This is a genomic window from Shewanella basaltis (assembly GCF_023283885.1).
Lineage (GTDB): Bacteria > Pseudomonadota > Gammaproteobacteria > Enterobacterales > Shewanellaceae > Shewanella > Shewanella basaltis.
The window spans coordinates 53,008-76,361 of record NZ_JAKILA010000002.1 but is presented as its reverse complement, the minus strand read 5'-3'; the positions used below and the strand labels follow the sequence as shown (position 1 = coordinate 76,361).

At 41.3% G+C, this 23,354-nt stretch carries 15 protein-coding genes; 12 read left to right on the top strand and 3 right to left on the bottom strand.

The window, feature by feature from the left end; genetic code table 11:
- Window positions 1-344: 344 nt before the first annotated feature.
- The 8 genes from L2703_RS02125 to L2703_RS02090 all read left to right on the top strand — a co-directional run bounded on the left by L2703_RS02125 (window position 345) and on the right by L2703_RS02090 (window position 15,306).
- Window positions 345-1,583 (top strand): hypothetical protein, encoded by a 1,239-nt coding sequence (locus L2703_RS02125; RefSeq protein ID WP_248969504.1) that lies wholly within the window; start codon window positions 345-347, stop codon window positions 1,581-1,583.
- Window positions 1,584-1,804: 221 nt separating this feature from the next.
- On the top strand, window positions 1,805-2,908 hold the full coding sequence (locus L2703_RS02120; protein WP_248969503.1) for an efflux RND transporter periplasmic adaptor subunit: 1,104 nt from the start codon (window positions 1,805-1,807) through the stop codon (window positions 2,906-2,908).
- The gene (locus L2703_RS02115) at window positions 2,908-6,012 is read left to right on the top strand and encodes a multidrug efflux RND transporter permease subunit (RefSeq protein ID WP_248969502.1); all 3,105 of its coding nucleotides are present in this window, start codon (window positions 2,908-2,910) and stop codon (window positions 6,010-6,012) included. Before L2703_RS02120 ends, L2703_RS02115 begins: the two co-directional genes overlap by 1 nt.
- Window positions 6,013-6,030: 18 nt before the next feature.
- Window positions 6,031-6,504 carry a LabA-like NYN domain-containing protein gene (locus L2703_RS02110; protein ID WP_248969501.1) on the top strand — a complete coding sequence of 158 codons (474 nt, stop codon included), beginning with the start codon at window positions 6,031-6,033 and terminating at the stop codon, window positions 6,502-6,504.
- Window positions 6,505-6,621: 117 nt separating this feature from the next.
- Window positions 6,622-10,452 (top strand): EAL domain-containing protein, encoded by a 3,831-nt coding sequence (locus L2703_RS02105; protein ID WP_248969500.1) that lies wholly within the window; start codon window positions 6,622-6,624, stop codon window positions 10,450-10,452.
- A gap of 175 nt (window positions 10,453-10,627) precedes the next feature.
- The gene (locus L2703_RS02100) at window positions 10,628-11,404 is read left to right on the top strand and encodes a substrate-binding periplasmic protein (RefSeq protein ID WP_248969499.1); all 777 of its coding nucleotides are present in this window, start codon (window positions 10,628-10,630) and stop codon (window positions 11,402-11,404) included.
- A 23-nt stretch (window positions 11,405-11,427) separates the two neighbouring features.
- Window positions 11,428-11,859, top strand: coding sequence for a thioesterase family protein (locus L2703_RS02095; protein ID WP_248969498.1), 432 nt, complete (start codon window positions 11,428-11,430; stop codon window positions 11,857-11,859).
- 681 nt (window positions 11,860-12,540) lie between these two features.
- Window positions 12,541-15,306: an AAA family ATPase gene (locus L2703_RS02090; RefSeq protein ID WP_248969497.1), complete on the top strand. Its 2,766-nt coding sequence runs from the start codon at window positions 12,541-12,543 to the stop codon at window positions 15,304-15,306.
- 188 nt (window positions 15,307-15,494) lie between these two features.
- Here the strand turns inward: L2703_RS02090 and L2703_RS02085 are convergent, their stop codons facing one another.
- Window positions 15,495-16,982: a putative bifunctional diguanylate cyclase/phosphodiesterase gene (locus L2703_RS02085; RefSeq protein ID WP_248969496.1), complete on the bottom strand. Its 1,488-nt coding sequence runs from the start codon at window positions 16,980-16,982 to the stop codon at window positions 15,495-15,497.
- A gap of 140 nt (window positions 16,983-17,122) precedes the next feature.
- Window positions 17,123-17,965 (bottom strand): HDOD domain-containing protein, encoded by an 843-nt coding sequence (locus L2703_RS02080; RefSeq protein WP_248969495.1) that lies wholly within the window; start codon window positions 17,963-17,965, stop codon window positions 17,123-17,125.
- 239 nt (window positions 17,966-18,204) lie between these two features.
- Here L2703_RS02080 and trhP point away from each other — a divergent pair, with 239 nt between their 5' ends.
- Complete coding sequence (trhP, locus tag L2703_RS02075) at window positions 18,205-19,569, top strand: prephenate-dependent tRNA uridine(34) hydroxylase TrhP (RefSeq protein ID WP_248969494.1); 1,365 nt, start codon at window positions 18,205-18,207, stop codon at window positions 19,567-19,569.
- 7 nt (window positions 19,570-19,576) lie between these two features.
- Window positions 19,577-19,825 (top strand): YfhL family 4Fe-4S dicluster ferredoxin, encoded by a 249-nt coding sequence (locus L2703_RS02070; protein WP_238106954.1) that lies wholly within the window; start codon window positions 19,577-19,579, stop codon window positions 19,823-19,825.
- Between the two features lie 523 nt (window positions 19,826-20,348).
- Here the strand turns inward: L2703_RS02070 and ubiT are convergent.
- Complete coding sequence (ubiT, locus tag L2703_RS18950) at window positions 20,349-20,855, bottom strand: ubiquinone anaerobic biosynthesis accessory factor UbiT (protein ID WP_283107773.1); 507 nt, start codon at window positions 20,853-20,855, stop codon at window positions 20,349-20,351.
- A gap of 140 nt (window positions 20,856-20,995) precedes the next feature.
- On the opposite strand from ubiT, the gene ubiU reads away from it, so the two are divergent.
- Entirely contained in the window at window positions 20,996-21,997 is a 1,002-nt protein-coding gene (ubiU, locus tag L2703_RS02060) for a ubiquinone anaerobic biosynthesis protein UbiU (protein ID WP_248969493.1), read from the top strand.
- Between the two features lie 8 nt (window positions 21,998-22,005).
- On the top strand, window positions 22,006-22,941 hold the full coding sequence (locus L2703_RS02055) for a U32 family peptidase (RefSeq protein WP_248969492.1): 936 nt from the start codon (window positions 22,006-22,008) through the stop codon (window positions 22,939-22,941).
- Window positions 22,942-23,354: the final 413 nt, after the last annotated feature.

The following is a 23,354-nucleotide window of genomic DNA, read 5'->3' as shown; positions in this document are numbered from 1 at the left end:
TGCCGCGCAGTTATTTGTGAGTCATGGGCAACTATTGGCTGCAAAAACAACCTTGGAAAATAAGCAGACCCTTGCAATAAAACAGAGACGATAAGTCTCTGTTTTATTTTATCAGGCTGATTTTCGTTTATATTTATGCTATTTCGATATAAACTCGTTTCAGCAATTAGAAGTGTCAAAATTTTGTCAATTTATTGTGAGCAATGCACCACAATCTGTTTGTAAAGCAAAAATAACTTCAGTATTATAAATTATTAACGGATTATTTTGCTCTGCTGATTACACTCAGCGCATTACAGAGTGTCTATGGTTCCAGCTTGTAAAGAAATATTATGGAGAGATCAGTGAGATACGGTTCAATTAGCCTTGCTTTATTGTGCTTATATGCAAGCAATTCATTTGCGGCACTCGAAGTCATCACCAGTTCAGAACAACAGACACTAAACAAAATCGAAAACGAATATGATATCGATAGTCTGCTAATTAATGTGAATGACAAATTCTCACAACTCAACAAAAAAGCCTATGACGTTGAAGGTCTTAAGAAAACCATTGCATCTGAGCAGCTTCGCTATGATGCATTAATCGATGGTTTACCTGATGCTATCCGCAGCAAAACATCCCTACCTGACACTTACAAGCAAATTGAAGAGTCTGTCATTTTAGTTGATGAATTAACCCAAAAAGCGGAAGAAGACAGTAAACGACTAGAATCCGAAAAAGTCGAAATTCTGTCTGAATATGAAAAAATCAACAAGCAACGTGCCAGTAAGAGCCAACAGTTATTTAAACTGAAAACAGACATTACGAATCGTTTAATTGCTGATTTATCAAAATCAAGCAGTACGCTTCCGGTAAATATAAATGGGTCGACAGAGTGCTCTAAATACCAAACTATTGCCGCGTGTTTAAAAGAATCACAAAGCAGCATTGTAAGCAATACTCGTAACGAATCTCCGTTTTTAAACGACAAAAGCGTATTACTGTCTTACGAAGTGATTGACGCAAACATGAACATGAGAGGCGATTTAAACTATAAAGTGGCCATGAAATTCAAGCCATCTTATAACAACAAAATCGACGAAATGCTAAATGAAAAATTAGGGTTGAAATCAGCAATGGTCACGTTAGTCAGTAACGTACCTGCAGACTGGTTTGTTAACGGCGTTAAAATTGGTACGGGTAAAAAACTATTCCACGAAATTCCGCTTGGTAAACATGGTATTTTGGCCTCTTACCAAAACCAAGATCAATCCAGTGTTGAAAACATTGAAGGCAATGGTGTATTTAATTACAAATTCTCTAATGTTACCCCGGCTAAAAAACCAGCAAGCAAGCCATCGGTTGTAGTGGCAGAAGTTCCCAAAGGCATTCTAAAACCATCAGCAAAACCAACTCAGCAGCCTGCAGAGCAAAAACCTAAAGCGAAGTACACACTGTTTTCTGATCAAACCAGCATTAAATTAAGCGATGACAATGCTAAGAAAACATCTAGCGACAAAGGTTACGAATACTTTATGGGTGTGTCGCCTGCAACCAAAAAGCAAAATATTGAGTTCACCAACGAGCCCATTGAAAAATAACAACTAGGCTTTATTTTAGCTCTGTTAGCCCGCTCAAAAGCCATATCCATTGATATGGCTTTTTTGTACATGCTAATAATCAATGATATTTGCGCCTTGTTACAAACAAACCAAAAGCTTTACATTACTTTACGCTATTTTTTCCACAAAATAATTACACTATTGCACAAGCTAACCACCCTTTGCGGCCACCCGCACATTGTCTACAGAGATATCCCTACATGATAAAAAAACATGGCTTGAATACGTTTTCTGCGGCGGTAGTGCTCTTAACCTCCAGCGTATTAAGTGTCAATGTCATTGCAGCGCAAAAGCCGCAACGAGCCGAAAAAATCGTCCCAGTGGTCACCGCAAGTGTTGAGCAACATGAGTTATCTCAATCGATTACACTTATTGGCAAATTAGCCGCTACCGACTCGGTAATGATAGCGCCACAAGTAGGTGGCAAAATAGCAGAGATAGCCGTAACGTCTAACCAACATGTCACTAAAGGCCAAGTGCTATTAACCTTAGACAGCAGCAAGGCAAAAGCCAATGTCCTAGAAGCTCAGGCTTACCATAAAGATGAAGTGCGTAAACTCAATGAATTTTTAAAGCTAATTAATGTAAATGCGATTACCCAAACGGAAATAGAAGCCCAAAAAGCCAGTGTCGATATTGCCCTCGCCCGCTTGCAATCAGCTCAAACTGAACTCGCTTACCACACACTAGTAGCCCCATTTAGTGGCAATACAGGCCTAATTAACTTCAGCCGCGGCAAAATGGTCAGTATGAATGAAGAACTATTGTCGTTAGACGATCTGTCGATACTGCAATTAGACTTACAAGTGCCTGAACATTATTTATCGCTACTTAGTACAGGTATGCCTGTTAACGCCACCAGCAGAGCTTGGGAAAATGACCCCTTTATAGGCAATATCATCGCTATCGACCCTAGGGTCAACGAACAAACTCTTAACCTTAAAATCCGTAGTCAATTTGACAATCAACACGGTAAGTTAAAACCGGGCATGATGATGTCTGCAACCTTAACATTTCCAAGTGTTTCGGCCCCTATCGTACCCGTTCAGGCGCTTGAATATTCTGGCACTAAACGATTTGTTTACGTTATCAACCAAGACAATATAGCCAAGCGCACAGAAGTGATATTAGGTGCGCGGATTAAAGATCAAGTGTTAATTGAGTCTGGGATTAATATTGGCGATAACATTGTGGTTCAAGGGTTAGTGAATATGCGCGATGGCATTAAAGTGAACGACCTCGCACATTCCAATGCGCTGACAACTGACAATCACCAAGCAAGGTCAATACAGGAGCGTAAATAATGTGGCTAAGTGATACCGCAGTTAAACGCCCGGTTGTTGCCATTGTACTGAGCCTATTGCTTTGTGTGTTTGGTTTGGTGTCGTTTTCAAAACTTGCTGTAAGAGAAATGCCTGATGTACAAAACCCTGTAGTGACGGTCATGACAACATACAGCGGGGCATCAGCAACGATCATGGAAAGCAAAATCACTAAAGCCCTCGAGGATGAACTCACAGGGATTAGTGGTATTGACGAAATCACCTCGACCACTCGCAATGGCATGTCACGGATTTCCATTGAATTTGAATTAGGCTGGAATTTAACTGAAGGGGTGAGCGATGTTCGCGATGCGGTTGCTAAAGCTCAGCGCCGTTTACCCGACGAAGCCGACGATCCTATCGTGTCAAAAGATAACGGCACAGGTGAACCCTCCATTTATGTCAATCTAAGTTCAGAAAACATGGATCGGACACAACTAACGGACTATGCAGAACGGGTATTAGAAGACAGGTTTAGCTTAATTACCGGCGTGAGCTCAGTAAATATCTCTGGCGGCCTATATAAAGTGATGTATGTGCAGTTAAAGCCGCAATTAATGGCCGGCAGAAATGTCACCACCAGCGATATCATTAGTGCATTAAACACCGAAAACTTAGAAACACCAGGTGGTGAAGTCCGTAACGACACCACTGTGATGGCAGTTCGAACAAAACGCCTGTATTTTAGCCCAGAAGATTTTAATTACCTTGTGGTGCATACAGCTGAAGATGGCAGCCCAATTTACCTTAAAGATGTTGCCAATGTGTTTATTGGCGCCGAAAACGAAAACTCAACCTTCAAAAGCAACGGTATTGTTAACCTAAGCCTAGGCATTGTGCCGCAATCAGACGCCAACCCTTTAGACATTTCTAAACGTGTTCAAGAGGAAGTCGACAAAGTACAAGGTTTTCTACCAAAGGGCACTAAACTGGTTGTAGATTATGATGCCAACGTATTTATTGACCGCTCAATTAATGAGGTCTACAACACGCTATTGATCACTGGGATTTTGGTTGTCTTGGTATTGTATATTTTTATTGGCCAAGTCAGAGCCACATTGATCCCTGCTGTCACTGTACCTGTATCCTTAATTGCCGCATTTATCGCTGCATACAGTCTAGGTTACTCAATCAATCTATTAACCTTAATGGCATTAATATTAGCCATTGGATTAGTGGTAGATGATGCGATTGTAGTAGTTGAAAACATCTTTCATCACATTGAAAAAGGTGAAGAGCCTCTACTAGCAGCCTACAAAGGTACGCGAGAAGTGGGTTTTGCTGTGGTATCAACCACACTCGTGTTGGTTATGGTGTTTTTACCAATTTCGTTTATGGATGGCATGGTCGGCCTACTGTTCACCAAGTTCTCTGTTATGTTGGCCATGTCGGTGATTTTCTCATCGCTCATTGCACTTACACTTACCCCAGTGATGGGAAGCAAGCTTCTTAAAGCTAACGTTAATAAGAGTCGCTTTAATCTATGGATTGATAAAGGCTTTGCACGTCTTGAAACCCGTTATCGCAGCATAGTGACCTGGGCATTAGCTTGGCGTGTTGCCGCGCCAATCGTTATCTTATCTTGTGTCGGCGGCAGTTACTTACTCATGCAACAAGTGCCCTCACAACTGTCCCCCCAAGAAGACCGAGGAGTATTATTTGCCTTTATAAAGGGCGCTGAAGGCACCAGCTACAACCGCATGATCGCTAATATGGACATAGTGGAAAGCAGATTAATGCCGCTTTTAGGCCAGGGAGTTGTTAAATCATTTAGTATTGAAGCACCCGCTTTTGGTGGCCGTGCGGGTGATCAAACTGGTTTTGCGATTATACAATTAGAAGATTGGGCAAAGCGCGATGAAGACATTAAACAAGCATTAGGTCTTATCAGCCAAACCCTAAAAGACATTCCTGATGTGATGGTTCGCCCTATGCTGCCTGGCTTTAGAGGCCAATCAAGCGAACCGGTTCAATTTGTACTAGGTGGCTCAGACTATCCTGAGCTATTTAAGTGGGCGCAAATCCTGCAACAAGAGGCAGATGCCAGCCCCATGCTTGAGGGAGCAGACTTAGACTATGCCGAGACCACACCAGAACTTGTTGTTACCGTCGATAAGCAACGAGCAGCAGAACTCGGCATAAGCGTGTCAGAAATTTCAACCACACTAGAAATTATGTTAGGCGGTCGCAGTGAAACCACGTTTGTTGAGCGAGGAGAAGAATACGATGTCTATCTTCGAGGCGATGAAAATAGCTTCAATAGTGTTACCGATCTCAGCAAAATTTATTTCAGAAGTGCAAAGGGTGAACTGATCACCTTAGACACGGTAACCCACGTGGAAGAAATTGCTTCACCACAACGCCTAAGCCATACCAATAAGCAAAAGTCTATCACCATTAAAGCCAATTTAGGTAACGGCTACACGTTAGGTGAGGCACTAGACTTTTTAGAACAACGGGCGGTGACATTATTACCCAGTGACATTTCTATCGCCTACACAGGTGAGTCAAAGGATTACAAAGAAAATCAATCCGGTGTACTGATTGTATTTGGTTTAGCGCTGCTGATTGCCTACCTAGTGTTGGCGGCACAATTTGAGAGTTTTATCAATCCAGCGGTAGTGATGTTTACCGTGCCAATGGGCATTTTAGGTGGTTTTATCGGTTTAGTGCTCACCAACCAAGGCATAAACATTTACAGTCAAATAGGCATGATTATGCTAATTGGTATGGTCACCAAAAACGGTATTTTGATTGTTGAATTTGCCAACCAGTTACGCGACAGAGGCCTACCGCTTGATACGGCAATTATCGATGCTTCAGCACGCCGACTTAGACCCATATTAATGACAGCATTTACCACTCTGATTGGGGCTATCCCGTTAATCATTTCGACTGGTGCTGGCAGCGAAAGCCGAATTGCAGTAGGAACTGTGATATTCTCCGGCATGGCATTTGCGACCCTAGTGACGCTACTTGTTATCCCTGCAATGTATCGTTTAATATCGGCCACGACTCATTCGCCAGGGTTTGTAGAAGCCCAGCTAAATGACGCCATTGCCAAACAAAACAGGCAGCAATCCTAACTCGATACAGGTGTAAAAATGAATAATCTTGCAATATTTGTAGACGTACAAAACATTTATTACACCTGTAAGCAAGGCTTCAGCCGTTCGTTCAATTATCGCGCGTTACATCAACAATTGTCACAGCGCGGTAATATTCAACACGCGATTGCCTATGCCATCGCACCAGCTGACGATGGGCAAATTAAATTTCAAGATGCCTTAAAACACATAGGATTTACAGTCAAAACTAAGCCTTATATTCAACGCAGCGACGGTTCTGCTAAAGGTGATTGGGATGTAGGCATTACTATCGATATGTTAGACATTGCCCCCCATGTAGATGAGGTTATCTTATTGTCTGGTGATGGTGATTTTGATTTACTGCTTAAAAAAATTAATCAATCAACTCAGTGCTACACTCATGTCATCAGTGTGGAATGCTTAACCGCCAAATCACTTACCGACCAATGCCAGATATTTACCCCCATTGATACGACATTATTGCTCTAATCATTTGATCATTTGCATCATTTCATATACAACTTACCGATATTTTTACAATATCTAATTCGGTTTGCTTGCAAAGCACAATATTTCAAGCCGTGATCGTCAACTAAAAGGTGTGTCATGTTTGCCCCCTACCACAACATAGCGAATTGCCTTTTAGGGGTGTTGCTTGCATTGACCATAGCGTTAAATGTAAACGCCAAACAGTATCAAATAGAACGGCTAAATGTTGCAGATGGCCTTCCATCGACCATGATAACCATGATCTATCAACAAAAAAATGGCTTTATGTGGTTTGCAACAGATGCGGGTGTGAGTCGCTATGACGGGCAAGAATTTGTGCATTTTCAATTTTCTCCTGGCACAAGTACCCATTTATCAAATAACTTTGTGACCGACGTGATTGAAGATAGCCAAGGCCATATTTGGTTTGCGACCGAAGACGGTTTAAACCGACTCAATCTTAAAGATGAACTCAATATCGTCCCGCTTTCGCAAAAGCACTTTCATCAAAACATCAATTGGATAATGGAACTGTATCAAGACGCCCAACATAATTTATGGGTGGGCACTGGCAGCGGTATACAATTTAAAGCTGAGGCAACAGAGAAGTTTATCTCAATCCCCTTGTATATAGACAAACAACGTGCCCCAGTTGAAACATCAATTTACAGTATTATTGCCGATCAACAGCAGCGTTTATGGGTCGGTACCGATTATGGTCTCGCCGTCATTGAGCCGGGTCAAAAGCGCATGTCGTTATACCAGGCAAACACAGCAACAGCGAGCCAATCAACATCCATAAAAACCAGTATATTTAAAGATTATTTTCTCGTCAGTGAGATCGACTCAAACGGCCAACTTTGGTTTGGTACGCAACATTCAGGATTAATTCAGTTCAACCCAAACACAGGTCAATATCAACAATACTCACAAGAGCGCGAGCAACAAACAGACAATAACGCTAAAGGGATGCCAAGTGACTATGTCACCAGCATTGCCATTGATGCGGCTCATTCAATCTGGATAGGCACAGATAAAGGCGTGGCAGTGTTATCGCTTGACAGTGGTCAGTTTGACTTAATGAAATCGCAAGCATTCAATGAACACTCATTACCAACAGATTTTGTCGATGATGTATTTATCGACTCCTCTGGACTTGTCTGGTTTGCAACCAGTCAAGGGGCGGCTTATTACAGCCCGCTTAAACAAGCTAGCCGAATTTATAAGCCATTAGCCACAAACTCCGAGCTTTCAGGCCCGAATGTCTACGCCATTAGCATCAATAGTCAAGGCGATGCTTGGATAGCCAATAATCAGGGCCTTGATAAAATAGACACTCAACATCAAACAGCCCAATTATCACCATTAACCACGGCAAACGACACCAGGTTAACTGGCAGTATCTGGAACGTAAAAGCAGATAACCAAGACAATTTATGGATTTCACATTCTCATGGCGTTAGCTACCTAGACCATGCAACACAACACGTAAAGCATTTTAGCAATGCACCGGGTAATCCTTATGGTTTCCCTGATACCGACTTTTATACAGTCAACCCAGACAACAAAGGCAATGTTTGGATAACGGGCTACTTAGATGCCGGAGTCATGCTATTTTCGCCACAAAAAGGTCTGTTAAAGCATTATTTTAATGACAATAATAATCTTTATACTTCAGGTGGTAATTTCACATTCGATTCACTCATCGCCGATAATGGCGATCTTTGGCTTGCAACCACTAATGGCATTTTCATCATTAACCCTAAAACTGATGCAACATCACATTTAAGCTTAGGAAATGAGCGGGAAAATATTCGTATTGGTGGAATATATCAAGATAAACAAGGTGTATTTTGGGCTGCTACCCAGGGGCTTGGACTTGCCAAAATAACGCCTACCCCTAACGAAAATAAGCCATACCATATTGAATACATCACTAAAAAACAGGGGTTAACAGACAACAGACTCAAAGCGGTAATCGGCGATGGACAAGGTACACTTTGGTTAACTAGCCGGCATGCATTAACTAAATTCGTTATCGCATCAAACAGTATCACCGATTATCCTAGTGCCATAAACGATAGCAATTTAACCTTTAATGAAGGGGCGATAGAGCTCACTGGAGATCAACTACTCCTAGGAACCAATAAAGGGGTGATTCAGGTTGATACCCAGAAAATCAGCCAAAACCACTTTGTGGCACCGGTTCATATCACATCGGCCAAAATAGCCAATACCTCTTACACTCACATTAATACCAATAACGTCATCAAGCCGCCCAGTGTCGACTATGATAACAATATGATTCAATTCTCTTTTGCATCATTAGACTACACTGCGCCAGAACGAAACATTTACCGATTTATGTTGGCTGGATTTGACGAAGATTGGATTACAACCCAACAACCTAATGCCATGTACACCAACCTTGCTGCGGGTGATTATGTATTTAAAGTCCAAAGTACCAACAGTGATGGGATATGGAGCACTCAACAGGCTGAGTTTGCTTTTACCATCAATCAAGCTTGGTGGTACTACACGTTAATTGCGTCTGCATTAACGATTTTATTCATCATTGTGCTGTTTATTTTGTCTCGCTTTAAACAGATTAAAGAGCTGCGTAATCGAGCAAATTACGACAGCCTCACAGGGCTTGCAAATCGATTTAACTTTAATCAACAGTTATCATTGTTGGTTAACAATCGGCAGAAAACCGCCGCGGTTGTGTTTATCGATTTGGACCACTTTAAAGAAGTCAATGACTCGATGGGGCACGATATTGGTGATGCGTTAATCATTCAGGTCAGTAAACGCTTACAACACTGTTTAAAGCAACAAGATGTGCTGGCACGTTTAGGCGGTGATGAGTTTGCACTCATTATTCAGTACGAACCCAGTGACGCTGAGGTCAACCAAGATCTCGTCAATATTATTGAGCGGATCAGAATTTCACTGAATGCCGGCTACCAAATAGACGAGTTTTGGCTCAACAGTTCTGCCAGTATTGGGGTTGCTTGTTATCCAAACGATGGAAAAGATGCCAAAACATTATTAAAACATGCAGATACAGCAATGTACGCAGCCAAACAAAATGGCCGTAATGGCAGTTATTTTTTTAATGAAAAACTGTCTACCGCACTGCTAGATAGGTTACAGATAAAAAACCAATTAACCAATGCATTACCCGCACAGCAACTAGCGGTTTATTATCAACCCAAATGTTGTGTCACAACTCAACACGTACTCGGATTAGAAGCCTTATTACGTTGGAACCACCCAACACATGGGACGATTTCACCCAGCCGCTTTATTGATGAGGCAGAAGACAGCGGACTGATAATCGAAATCGGTCTGTGGGTGTTAAAACAAGCCTGTGAGCAGGGATATCAATGGTATCAGCAAGGTATTTTGCAAGGTAATATCTCGGTCAATATTTCTCCCCTGCAATTATCCCAGCCTAATATTGTAAGTGACATCGCTGATATCTTGCGACAAAGTCAATTTCCAGCACACATGCTAGAACTTGAAATTACCGAATCGTTATTAATTAAAGACATTAACGCGGCGAAAGCGGTGCTATTTCAATTAAAACAACTTAACGTGCGCATCGCGCTTGATGATTTTGGTAAAGGTTATTCATCGCTCAACTATTTAACGCAATTTCCTATTGATACATTGAAAATTGATAAAGCATTCATTAACGCTAGACTCCCTAAAGAAACCAGCAATATTGTATTGAAAAACATTATACAATTAGGACATGAGCTAAAATTAGATGTCATCGCAGAAGGCGTAGAAACCCACGCCCAATTAATCAAACTCAAGCACTATCAGTGCAAAATTGTGCAAGGCTTTTTATTTAGCCCAGCACTCAATCCGGCTGGAGCGCAAAATTTACTGCTACAGAGCAAAATAATAAACGACGAATTAGTCGCAGCAACGCCATAAAGTGTGGCCAAATACATAGCCTAAAATAGAGGCTATTGCGCCAAATACGTCACAGTGCACTCAGGTTCGAATTTCACTTTATTGATTAAAATGTTACTATCCAATCGTCAAATTAGGAATATAAGTAAAGGATTATATGTCTTTGAGCTGTTGTTCAAAAAAACGACTAAGCGATATGTTTACCCGTTATTCATCACTTGTACTTGCCCAAGTAGCCTTGTGCTTTTTCATTATTGCTTGTGTAGGCATTCCGGCTCAAACTGCCATGTCAGCGCCATTAAAGGCCACCTTAGCAGCAGAAGATAGTTGGCCCCCATTTGCGGATGAATTTGGTAGCGGTATTTCTCATCGCCTTATCCAACAAGCTTACAAACAAGTGGGCGTTGAAGTCTCTACCATTGTTGTCCCTTATACCCGAGGGCTGATTATGGCTGAGCGTGGCACTGTTGATGGTGTATTTAACGTCACTAGAGAACAAAGCACTATTAAACGCTTTGTTTTTGGTCAGGTTCCCCTGTTTACTGTTGATGCCTCATTTTTTTTCTCTAAAGCTCAACTACCTACCATCACCAACAAATGGCAATTACCACCAGGAAGTGTCATTGGGATTATTGACGGCTATGAATATGGCGATGAGTTGCCCCAACTGATTAACCAACGCCAATTAACTGTCATTAAAGTCAACAGCCAACGCCAATTGATTAATTTGCTGCTTGTTGGCCGCATCGACAGTGCAATAATGTACGACCTTGTTGCAGATGTTTATATTGAGCAAATGGGTGTAAAACAAGAGATTATCGCAAAATTCAGTAACCATAAGAGTGAAATATTTGTGGCGTTTTCAAAAAAGAATCCTCAAGCTTCTACACTTAGCTTATTGCTCGATGAAGGGCTACTAAAGTTAAAGCAACAAGGTCTCTATCAACAATTACTTGTACCAACAGATGATTAAGAAGCCATTAAGGTTGCAGTAAAATGAATTCAACGTCCTCACCTACATTAAGCCCTGTGCATGTATTTAATGTACAAATTTATTACGAAGATACCGATTTTTCAGGTGTGGTGTATCACCCCAATTTTTTAAAGTATTTTGAGCGTGCTCGCGAACATGTCATTGGCGCCAAGGTACTCAACACACTCTGGCAACAACAGCAACTTGGTTTTGCCGTTTACCGCACAGACATGATCTGCCATGAGGGCGTTGAGTTTGCCGACATTATTGAAGTTCGAACCCAATTCTACTTTGAGAGTAAATTTAGAACCGTATGGCAACAATCAATTTGGCGGCAAAATGCCACTAAGGCTGCGGTCACTGCAACCATAGAAATGGTTTGCATGAACCAAAAACGTCAATTGGCGCCAATGCCTGCACAGCTAATTGAGCGTTTATCGGTGGGCATGGTATAACACCATTGCGCATCAATAAGTGACCACTGTGAATGCGTCCAGCGGTGTTTGATTAAGGCATCGGTATGTCGTCATGGTCGTTCCCTTTCAAATAGCGAGAACGTAAACCCAAAGCGGCTGGGGCATTCCTTTTAGGCGAGTGTTAAAAGGGCTTACACTGCGCTGTATGACGTCGAATGAGAATCACTATTCATTCAGTCATTCGCCTTGTTTAAGCCCTGTTAAATTTTCGCAAAGAGACCACTTACTAACGCGCAATGGTATAACAATTTAAAACGCATGATTTAGCTGTGTGACCATATTAAAGTTTGATAAAAAATTAAGGTTGTCATGAGGGGTAACAACACAATAGTTTGATAATTTATCTGAGGACGAATGTCATTTCTTGATAATAAAGTTTGAACATTTTCTAGCTCACTTTTGGACCAAAACGATTTAGAACTCCTGATCTAATTCACTGATCTAGGATTAGCAAAACTAAGCCATACTTTCCAGCAGCAATACGCAAGACCTGACACCGAGGGAGGATGAGGGCGGGCTAATCGAGTCCGTTTTTTTGCATCTAAAAACTCAAACAACTACATAGATCAATCTAATCCTTGGCGAGTTAAACTTTGAGTAACATATAGTTAGTAACAGTGGTAGCATGCAATTACGACCACTTACACAGGTGTACCCATCATGAGCTTTCATTTAAATACTTTTCTCAAAAATCAAATTCTAGATGATAATCTCTCTTACCTGTATCTATTGTCTCTGATTAAAAAGCAGAAAGAAAAAAAGCTGACAAAAGCAATTTATTCAGAGCTTGATGACATAGATAAGTTAAAAAGAAGAGTAATAAGGCAAGTAGAAAGGTACAGGCGAATTGTGGACCAAAATATGGCTTTAGAACGTGACGGCTCTAATTTAGTCCTGACGCCACTGAAGTCAATACAGGTCAAAAACTTTAGAGGCTTCTCTTCACTCAACCACAATGATCAAGGGACATTAATCCCATTTAGTAAGGGGGTTAATGTCTTTTTTGCACCAAACGGTGGAGGAAAAACATCATTATGTGAGGCTATCGAATATAGCCTCACGGACAATGTAAAAGAAGCTAACCGTAGAAATACACCATTAAAAAACTACATAAAGAATGGTGGAGCACCAAGCATTATCTGCAAGTTAGTCAATGGAGTCGTCCCTAAATCGCCATTTTGGAATAGTTGTTTTATTGATAGGAACAGGCTTCAAGAATTTTCGCTATTGGGTTCAAAGGATACTAACGTCAAGCAAGCGGATGTTCTTGCTACATTGTTTGAACTCGAAGAGATTGATGACATTGTAAATGGAATGGTTAAGCCAGCTTCATTCAAAGCTGCAGAGTTTATTCGAACCTCTGGCCAAGAGCGTTATGAAGGGGTTAGTCAAGACCTAGCTGATAAAAGGCGCTTGAGAAAAACAAAGATTAATGAAATCCAAGAAGATCAACAGCTCTTAGCGAAACTGTTTGGGTTAGAAAAATATGATAGTGCTCATATAGTAACAAGGAAGAACTACTTTGGTAGGTTGAAGAAACAACTAGTGTTAAGTACCCAGAAATTTGAAGTTGCTAGTGAAGAGATCAAACTAGACTCCCTGAGTAAATATATTAACTCAATTGCTTGGCTAATTGAATTATTAGCAAGTAGAAGGAACCTTTTAGCAACTCACGCTAGTAAAGTTAACTACAAAGATTTGTATAAGGCTATTCAAAAATTCGGTGATATGTCTGATATTGAGAACTGTCCAACTTGTGAAACACCAATTAAAGATGTTCAAAAACATCCGAAGCAGGTTGCTGAAGACGAGTTGCCGAAGCTAGAGTTTTTAGAGCAGGCATCCATAACCTGCAAAAAGATAGAGCATCAATTACAAGAGCGTATAACTGTTTCCTTTGTCTATCTACAAACATTCCTAGAACTAAATCGGGATACTCTATCGGAAGATTTGGTTTTCGCAATTGATAGTATTTTATCATCAAACAAGTCCGATTCAGCTGAATATTTAACACGGTTATCAGCATTGAACGAATTCTCGGCTGAAATTGAAACACTAAATGATGAGATTAGAGCAAAAAAAAAGAGGGTAGCAAATCAAGCTAAACGCCTCAAATCTCTGAACTCTATAATTGATAAGATCGAAGAAAAGCTCAGTTCTGCTACAGTTTTTGAGACAAATATCTCCACAAAATCTATCGCTTTATCGGAAACACACGAAGAGATAATCCGTCTTCTGAAACAAAGTAAAGCTCACTCTATTCAAATACTACGTGACGAAGAGTTTAACGACTTTGCAAAACAGCTAGAAGATAGTTACAAAAAACTGTTTTCAGAACTTAATGAGTACAAGCGAGGAGTAGAGGCTGAAAACATAAGTGGGATAGAACTATCAACACTCAATTATTACAATCAGATCAACAAGCATGACAATCCTAATGAAATTGTTTCGGAAGTTAAATTTCAACAAGTAGGCGGTACATATAGAATTATTCTTAAGATGCAAGATGGTCGTGAAGATGACGCATTTTGTGTGTTAAGTGAAGGACATCTAAGAGGCTTGGGACTTGCCTTACTGTTATCTGTAGCCAAGAAAAATTGTCATCCAGTGATTGTTTTTGATGATGTAGTAAATGCAATTGATACTGAGCATCGGTCAAACATTATAGATATATTTAGTGAAGATGATTATCTAAAACAAGTTCAAAGGATAATAACAACACATGACAGAATGTTTTGGGAAAAGATTTCCAACAAACATAAAAGAGCTACTGATGCGGACACATTTTCAAGTCAAATATTGAAATCGACATCAAAGGGAATAGTAATACAAAACTTCGGTGTGAGTTACTCTCAAAAGGTTAAAGAAGCACTAGAGGTCTACGACATTCGTCAGGCATTGGTCTACTCGCGAATTTGGTTTGAGACTATGGTCAATGAGTATTGTGTTAGAAATCAAATTCAAATTACGACAACATTTTCTAGTAGACAGCTCAAAAAAGACAATTGGTTGGAAATCAGCTTAGAAGCAACTTATACTGAGTTTGCAAAATCATTGAACGGTAATGTCGACACCTTTAACTACCTGAAAAACGACCTAATAAATTGGGGTGGTCAAAATCAAGAACATCATGCATTTGATGAGTATAACTATAACTTCTCTCATGCAACGACTAGCTTAGAAGTTCAGACTATCTATGAGAAGTTATGGGTATTTGAGGCTCAGTTAAATCGAGACAAAACTATGGAGAAGTTAAACAATGAAAAAGCAGAACATGAAAGAATCAGGGAACAAACTACCCGTCAATTAGCAAATCAAGGGTTTGTAGATAATGCTGAGCAGGAGCTTGTTCAAAATTGCAGAGACCGCCTTGAGCGAGCTAATAGCGAATTAAGGTTGCTGAACAAGATCTTAGAACAAGTTTAGCTATAGCCGAATGCTTGGTCGAATTGTAGTGAACTAGCAAATTTGGCCACAAAGGTAGAGTTCGAAGCATGAGTAAAAGTAAGGCAAAGCGCATCGATGAAGATTGAGGATCTGAGTGTTGCTAGCACGTTTCGGGGCATAAATGTGTTAGTCCTTAACCGGCTTTCTCACCAAAATAGCCAAAAATATCAAACTTTAATATAAACGCACATTAGCTGCGGATAAGTCTGTGCAAACTCATCTGCAGTAGCAGGTTTTGCAAAATAGTCCCCCTGAATTGTATCAACGCCAAAATCACGCAAGGTTTCGAGCACGCTGCGAGACTCAACCCCTTCAACAGTGACAGCAAAGCCCAGCTGTTTTGCCAATTCAACACTGGTTTTGACAATTTGTTTTGCCGCAGGTGAGCGTTCAAACTCATCAAGAAACGCTTTATCTATTTTAACCTCATCAACAGGCAAAAATCGTAAATACGCTAACGATGAATGACCCGTACCAAAATCATCAATCGCGATTTTCAGGCCAATATCTCTAAGTTGATTTAAGGTGTTAATAGTTTGTGTTAGCGACACCATTAATGCGCTTTCTGTCACTTCAATAATAAGACACTCTGCAGGCACAAGGTATTGCGCCAGCTTAGTCGCGACATTGTTAGCTAAATCTGGGTTGTCGAGATCCCTTGACGATAAATTCAACGCAACGCTCACATAAATGCCTTGCTCACGCCATTTTGCTTGCTGGGCAATAACGGCATCGAGCACCCATTCGCTTAACATATTTATCATGCCTGTTTGCTCAGCAAGTGGAATAAACTCGCTTGGCGATATCATCCCTAAGCCTTCGTGCTTCCAACGAATTAACGCCTCTACCTGTTTACATTGGCCACTTTTAATATCCAGCTTAGGCTGGAACACCATAAATAACTGGTTAAGTTTTAAACTCTTAGGCAAACCATTAATAATCAATAATTCACGGTACTGTGCTTTATCGTCATCTTGATCATAAAAAGCGATGGGCTGTTTTAAACTCTTGGCTTTTTTAAGGGCTAAATCTAAGCGTCTTAGCATTAGGCTCACATCTGCATGATGCTCAGTTAATGACAGCACACCCAATTGGACTTTAATAATGATCGGCTGCTGCTCTATATCAAAAGGCTTTTGAAGTTCATTTTTAATGCTTTGCAATGCCTCTAGCGATAAGGCGTATGGGAAGAATAATAAAAACTCATTGCCATTCATACGTGCAATAAATTGCGGTTTACTGTCTAAGCTGTCAATGCGCCTAGCAAAGGCTTTAAGTAATTTATCACCAAATAAAAAGCCAAATAAATCATTCACAAAACGGAACTGGCAAATGTCGACCAGAACGAGCATCCCATCTGAAATAGGCATTCTCGCGAGTACTTTTCGTTTAAAGCCCACACGGTTTGTGAGACCCGTTAACTTATCTCGCTCATGGCTAAAAAGACTCGATTGATGTAATTGTTGAAGCACGCTAATCAGCGGTTTAAGTAACGCGGAAGAAGAATCAATGTTAAAACTGTCTTGGTTTAACAATTGCAGTTGAATTGACTGGGTCAATTGCCGTATCAATCGCTGCTGACGCCGATACAAAAACACAACAAAGCACAGTAAGCTTACAGCCATAAACAGCACGATTATTAGCACAATATTCATTACATTTTCATCATTAACAGTTTAACTCTGTATGGCTAAGGTCGTTATACACCAATCGTCATAGGACATTATCGACGAACACATACCCAGATGAACGTCGATATTTTATCATTGTAATGCCCTGCGATTAACGGCGGAGATTACTCGTAGCTTTGTTTAATAGAATGATACATATCCAAAAATTCGTCACTGGCTAAATCTTCTGGCGTTACAGGTAAGCCCCTTTGTGCAAACACACCTAAACGTTCTTCTAATTCTTCACCTGCGCGAAGCTCCCCAGTGTAAAACGCGGCAGATCGAATAAAATCAAGGTAAGTGACTCGCTCTGGCATGTAGTGTAAGTCTGCCCAGCGCTCAACAACTTCCATCACTTCAGGGGCAAAATCCCAGGTTTTGAGTACAGCACGGCCAATTGGCCCTTGCATCTTGCGTACAAGGCTGCGTAGTTGCTCAATTTTACTGCATAACTCAGGGTGAACCTCAGCTTCAGTGAGTACAGGTAATGCGCCAATATTATGCACCAACCCTGCTAGGGTTAAGGTTTCACGATCAAGTCGCTTTGTTGGGTTGCGCTTATTGTAAATTTCTAACATGGCACAAGACGATGCTGTGACCTCAATGGAGGTTTTCCAGACTTCGTCCATCACTTCCCAGACCATTTCATTGGTCGAGATAAACAGCTGCTCCATGGCCACCGATGTGGTAATTGATTTAATTTGTACCAGGCCAATACGATTTACTGCTGCGCTGATATTTTCAGCTTTATTACCTCGTGAATACAATGCGCTGTTGGCCACTTTAATAATACGCGCCGAAATAGCAGCATCTTGGCCAATAATATCACCCACCTGTTTAAGGCTAGAATCCTTACGCGCCACCACCTCTTGAACTCTCATAGCCACTTCTGGCAATGTTGGTAACACCAACGCATCGTCTTTAAGCTTCTTTAATAATCCAACCAAGAGTTGATGTTCGGTAGACATGCGGTCTCCATAAAATGAATGTTCACTGATGCCAAGATTATATACACAAATACACATTATTTGCGACGACTCGCAAACCAGGTCGTCAATTTATTCGCATTTTTAAAAATTTGTGATGCCGACGCCCATAAAAGTACAACCCACTTCACATTTCCCAAGGCTATATTTGTACCCACTAATGTCCTTAAGTAAGCTTTCAGCCCCTAATGAGACTAACCCTGCGGTAAACCGAGAAAACTATGTTTAAACCTGAATTATTATCCCCTGCTGGCACATTAAAAAACATGCGCTATGCCTTTGCTTATGGTGCCGATGCAGTATATGCCGGCCAACCGCGTTATAGCTTACGGGTGAGAAATAACGACTTTAAAATGGAAAACCTCGCCACAGGTATTGAAGAAGCTCATGCGTTAGGTAAAAAGTTATATGTGGTGAGTAATATTGCCCCGCATAACGCTAAGCTCAAAACCTATATAAAAGACATGGAACCGGTTATTGCCATGAAGCCTGATGCGCTCATCATGTCTGACCCGGGGTTAATTATGATGGTACGTGAAGCCTTTCCTGAGCAAGTGGTGCATCTATCTGTACAGGCCAACGCCATTAACTGGGCCTCGGTAAAGTTTTGGCAACAACAAGGGATTAAACGGGTCATTTTATCCCGTGAATTGTCATTAGATGAAATTGAAGAAATTCGCCAGCGTTGCCCAGATATTGAGCTTGAAGTCTTTGTGCATGGCGCGCTATGTATGGCGTATTCTGGCCGTTGTTTATTGTCTGGCTACATCAATAAACGCGATCCTAATCAAGGTACGTGCACGAATGCCTGCCGCTGGAAGTATGATGTTCACCCTGCGCAACAAACCGAGACTGGCGATGTGATAGCCCTAACCCCTGACGTACAAATCGAAACGCCGACACTTGGCGTTGGGCAACCTAGCAGTGAGATTGTGCTTTTACAAGAAGCCGGTCGCCCGGGTGAGTATATGCCGGCATTTGAAGATGAGCACGGCACCTACATTATGAACTCAAAAGATTTGCGCGCGATTCAGCATGTTGACCGCTTAACGCGGATGGGAATCGATTCACTAAAAATCGAAGGCCGAACAAAATCGTTTTATTACGTTGCTCGAACCGCTCAATTATACCGCCAGGCCATTGAGGATGCCGCAGCAGGAAAAGACTTTGATCGCACTCTAATGAATAACCTAGAAGGTTTAGCACATCGCGGTTATACCGAAGGTTTTTTGCGCCGTCATGTGCATGATGAATATCAAAATTATCAATATGGTCATTCAGTGAGTAACAGCCAGCAATTTGTTGGCGAGTTTACCGGAAAACGTAACGAGCAAGGTTTGGCTGAAATTGATGTTAAGAATAAATTTTCGGTTGGCGACAGTGTTGAAATAATGACAACTGAAGGCAATTTTGTTATCTCTATTGCATCTTTAGTGAATCGCAAAAACCAATCAATTGAGGCCGCGCTGGGTTCTGGGCACTTTGTGTTTATGGATATTCCGCAAAACATCAATGTTGAACGAGCTATGCTAATGCGTAATTTACCTGAGGGTGTTGATACACGGAACCCTCATCAACCAGGTTAATAATTAAATGGCATTAATCATCGATGACAGTTGTATCAACTGCGATATGTGCGAGCCCGAGTGCCCTAATGAGGCAATCACTATGGGTGAAGAGATCTATGAAATCGATCCGGCACTATGTACTGAGTGTGTTGGCCATTATGACAAACCCACCTGTGTGTCGGTTTGTCCAATTGACTGTATCGATCCAGATCCACAGCATATTGAATCACATGATGAATTATTAGTTAAATACGCCACAATTACAGGGCGATAACTAAAATAACTCAATCAAAAATGGCGCAAAAGCGCCGTTTTTTCAGCCCAAATTTTGATTATTTAACCTGATCTCGGGATAAGGGATGAATTTATACTATTTAAAATCAACATGTTACCCATTCTCACTTTCAAGCTTGTCATTTGTTCTGCTAACAAGGCGAATTGACGCGTCAATAGCTAGCCTATTGTAAGTCGATTCAACGCAGTGAGCAGGGCAAAGGACTGTTTGAAAGGCATTTATACCATTGCGCATTAATAAGTGACCACTGTGAATGCGTCCAGCGGTTTTTGATTAAGGCGTCGCTATGCTGTAATGGTTGTTCCCTTCAAATAGCGAGAACGTAAAGCAAAAGCGGCTGGGGCATTCCTTTGTGGCGAGTTTTAAAAGGGCTTATACTGCGTTGCATGACTTCGAAAGAGAATCACTATTCATTCAGTCATTCGCCTTGTTTAAGCCCTTTTAAATTCTCGCAAAGAGATCACTTGCTAAAGCGGAATGGTATTATTATCCCGAGCTCAGGTTATTTAGTTTCTGAACCTTGGATTAATGCTTGTAACATGCTCGCCAGCTTGTCTACGGTTAACCTTACCGGCATAGGCAGTGCGTCTAACTCTATCGACAACAGTATATTTTTCACCTCGAGCCCTAGCTCAGTATCACCTTCAATTCGCAATTTACGTTGAAAAAACAAGGTGTCTGGATCTTCCTTTCCTGCGGCAACTAACAATAACTCGGGCACATTCGCACTAAAAATTACATTAGATTTGCTCATCGGCAATGCCAGTAGCTTGTCATTGCTACTGACCTGAAACTGTAAATCAATATCATCAACACAAATACCAACTGATTTATCTCTTAAAAACAGTAGATCACCTGATTTTATCTGCTCTGCCAGCACCAAATTAAGGATTTGAGATATAAGCGACATTTTCAGACGCTCTGGCACTATTGCCAATGAACGACGACTAATGTGTGGTGCGACATCTAAAATATACCCAGACAAACGTTGTTGAAATACTTGAGCCATTAAGAGTTCCTACCTGCTAATAAAGCGATTTTACAAGTTAGTTTACTGGCAATTTATCCAACGAAACCTGTTTTAAATCAATTCATGTTAACTCAATCACATTTACACTCCTGTTCTTCAAAAATAATGAGAACACTCACATGGAACTCTTATGCCCCGCGGGTAATTTGGCCTCGTTAAAAGCAGCCTTAAATGCAGGCGCTGACGCGGTTTATTTGGGACTCAAAGATGATACTAACGCACGGTCGTTTGCTGGATTAAACTTTACGGCGCCACAACTCGCACATGCAACGACATTAGCTCACAGCCAAGGTCGAAAAGTGTTTTTAACCCTAAACACCTTCCCAAAACCTGGACAGGAGCAGCGTTGGTATCAGGCGGTAGATTTAGCAGCGCAATTGAATATGGATGCACTTATCGTGGCCGATTTATCATTATTAAGTTATGCCCACCAGCATTATCCACATTTACCGCTACATTTATCAGTGCAAGCCAGTGCCACTAACTTAGGCGCATTATCGTTTTATAAAGAAGCCTTTAATATAGAACGGGCGGTCCTGCCACGCGTGTTGTCAATAAAACAAGTCAAAGACTTGGCAAAAGTCAGCCCTGTCCAATTAGAAGTGTTTGCATTTGGTAGTTTATGCATTATGGCTGAAGGCCGTTGTCACCTATCATCTTATGTCACCGGGCAATCCCCAAACACAGGTGGCTCATGCTCACCTGCGAATCACGTTCGCTGGCAAGACAGTGGCACTGATAAGTTAACCCGATTAAATAATGTGTTAATTGATAAAGCCGAAGCCAATCAACAACTCGGCTACCCTGTTGTATGCAAAGGCCGCTATGTAGCTCAATACGATCAAGACGCCAAATATTTGCTCGAATCCCCCACCAGCTTAAACACCTTAAGTTTATTGCCAGCACTGGCACAAGCGGGGATCGCATCACTTAAAATTGAAGGGCGTCAACGCAGCCCAGCCTATGTCAGTCAGGTGACTCAAGTATGGCGCAGTGCCATTGATACTTATTTGGCTTCGCCGTCCTCATTTACAGAACAACCACAATGGTCGCAAGCATTAGCCAAAGTGTCTGAAGGGCAAATTACTACATTAGGTGCCTACGAGCGCCAATGGCAATAAGGGTTACTATGAAAATATCTCTCGCACCGATCAGCTATTGCTGGTCTAAAGCTGATGTTGAACAATTTTACCAACAAGTCGCCAGCAGTAGCATTGACACAGTCTACCTCGGTGAAACCGTTTGCAGTCGCCGCCGCGAACTCAAATTTGCTGATTATCTTGCCATAGCGCATACACTCAAAGCTCATGGTAAACAGGTAGTATTGTCGACCATGGCACTAGTGGAAGCGCAATCTGAACTCAATGAACTAAAACGTGCTGTTAATAATGGTGACTTTAGCATCGAGGCCAACGACATGGCAGGTGTGTATTACGCCCACCAAGCAAAGGTTCCTTTTGTGTGTGGCCCGACCATCAACAACTACAACCGCGCTAGCTTAGATTTGTTATATCAAAAAGGCATGTACCGCTTTGTGATGCCATGTGAATTATCGCAACAATGGTTGCAAGCCGTTCTCGATACAGGCAGTGAGCCACAATATGAAATCGAAGTGCTCGGTCATGGCTATATGCCGCTAGCTCATTCAGCGCGTTGCTTTACAGCCAAACACTACCAACTACCAAAAGACAAATGTCAAACCATTTGCCAACGTCACAGCAAAGGGTTGTTAGCGCAAACACAAGAGTCACAGCCTTTATTGAGATTAAACGGCATTCAAACTCAATCTGCGGCGCAAGTGGATCTTATCAAGCAAATACCACAAATGATCAACATGGGCGTGGATTACTGGCGCATATCGCCTAATAAGTTAGCAGATATCAGCCTAGGAGACGCCTTAGCCAGATTGCTCAATAAAGTGTTAGAAGATGATAAAAAATCATTACAAAATGAGCTAACCCAGTTTGCTCAGTCAAACGATCATCTCAGCCATTGCAATGGATACTGGTTAGGGCACCCAGGAATGAACTACACCGAACATGTTAATCACTTAATTAATCAATAGGGTGCAGTAGGTGATGGCATCGAATAACCTCGGCAATCACTTAGCGATGGGTTCAGCTAAGTTTATTAAACAATGCTGAACCTATTACACGTGCTCACCACTTAGAAACACCCCTAAAACAGATTGGCAACAATAACGCAACACCATGATTAGTTTATGTTTTACTAAAGATGCACGCCAAAAAACTCACACGTATATCTACCCACATTTAACTAATATCTATTCGTTTCAGTTATCATTTTACATACTGCAAATAAGGAGGTAACCTTGCCTCCCTAAAAAGAACAACTGAATGGACATTCACTTACTGTCCATGACTATCAGTGGCCTTGCACGCCAAGCCCACTTTAAAGCACATACGTAAGGTGTATTTAACGTGACACACAAAAAACATAGCATTAAAACAATTCTTA

Excerpts from the sequence above, each read along its gene's own strand:
- L2703_RS02120 (WP_248969503.1), top strand. The coding sequence starts at position 1,805 with ATGATAAAAAAACATGGCTTGAATACGTTTTCTGCGGCGGTAGTGCTC.
- L2703_RS02115 (WP_248969502.1), top strand. The coding sequence starts at position 2,908 with ATGTGGCTAAGTGATACCGCAGTTAAACGCCCGGTTGTTGCCATTGTA.
- L2703_RS02110 (WP_248969501.1), top strand. The coding sequence starts at position 6,031 with ATGAATAATCTTGCAATATTTGTAGACGTACAAAACATTTATTACACC.
- L2703_RS02105 (WP_248969500.1), top strand. The coding sequence starts at position 6,622 with ATGTTTGCCCCCTACCACAACATAGCGAATTGCCTTTTAGGGGTGTTG.
- L2703_RS02100 (WP_248969499.1), top strand. The coding sequence starts at position 10,628 with ATGTTTACCCGTTATTCATCACTTGTACTTGCCCAAGTAGCCTTGTGC.
- L2703_RS02095 (WP_248969498.1), top strand. The coding sequence starts at position 11,428 with ATGAATTCAACGTCCTCACCTACATTAAGCCCTGTGCATGTATTTAAT.
- L2703_RS02090 (WP_248969497.1), top strand. The coding sequence starts at position 12,541 with ATGAGCTTTCATTTAAATACTTTTCTCAAAAATCAAATTCTAGATGAT.
- L2703_RS02085 (WP_248969496.1), bottom strand. The coding sequence starts at position 16,982 with ATGAATATTGTGCTAATAATCGTGCTGTTTATGGCTGTAAGCTTACTG.
- L2703_RS02080 (WP_248969495.1), bottom strand. The coding sequence starts at position 17,965 with ATGTCTACCGAACATCAACTCTTGGTTGGATTATTAAAGAAGCTTAAA.
- trhP (WP_248969494.1), top strand. The coding sequence starts at position 18,205 with ATGTTTAAACCTGAATTATTATCCCCTGCTGGCACATTAAAAAACATG.
- L2703_RS02070 (WP_238106954.1), top strand. The coding sequence starts at position 19,577 with ATGGCATTAATCATCGATGACAGTTGTATCAACTGCGATATGTGCGAG.
- ubiT (WP_283107773.1), bottom strand. The coding sequence starts at position 20,855 with ATGGCTCAAGTATTTCAACAACGTTTGTCTGGGTATATTTTAGATGTC.
- ubiU (WP_248969493.1), top strand. The coding sequence starts at position 20,996 with ATGGAACTCTTATGCCCCGCGGGTAATTTGGCCTCGTTAAAAGCAGCC.
- L2703_RS02055 (WP_248969492.1), top strand. The coding sequence starts at position 22,006 with ATGAAAATATCTCTCGCACCGATCAGCTATTGCTGGTCTAAAGCTGAT.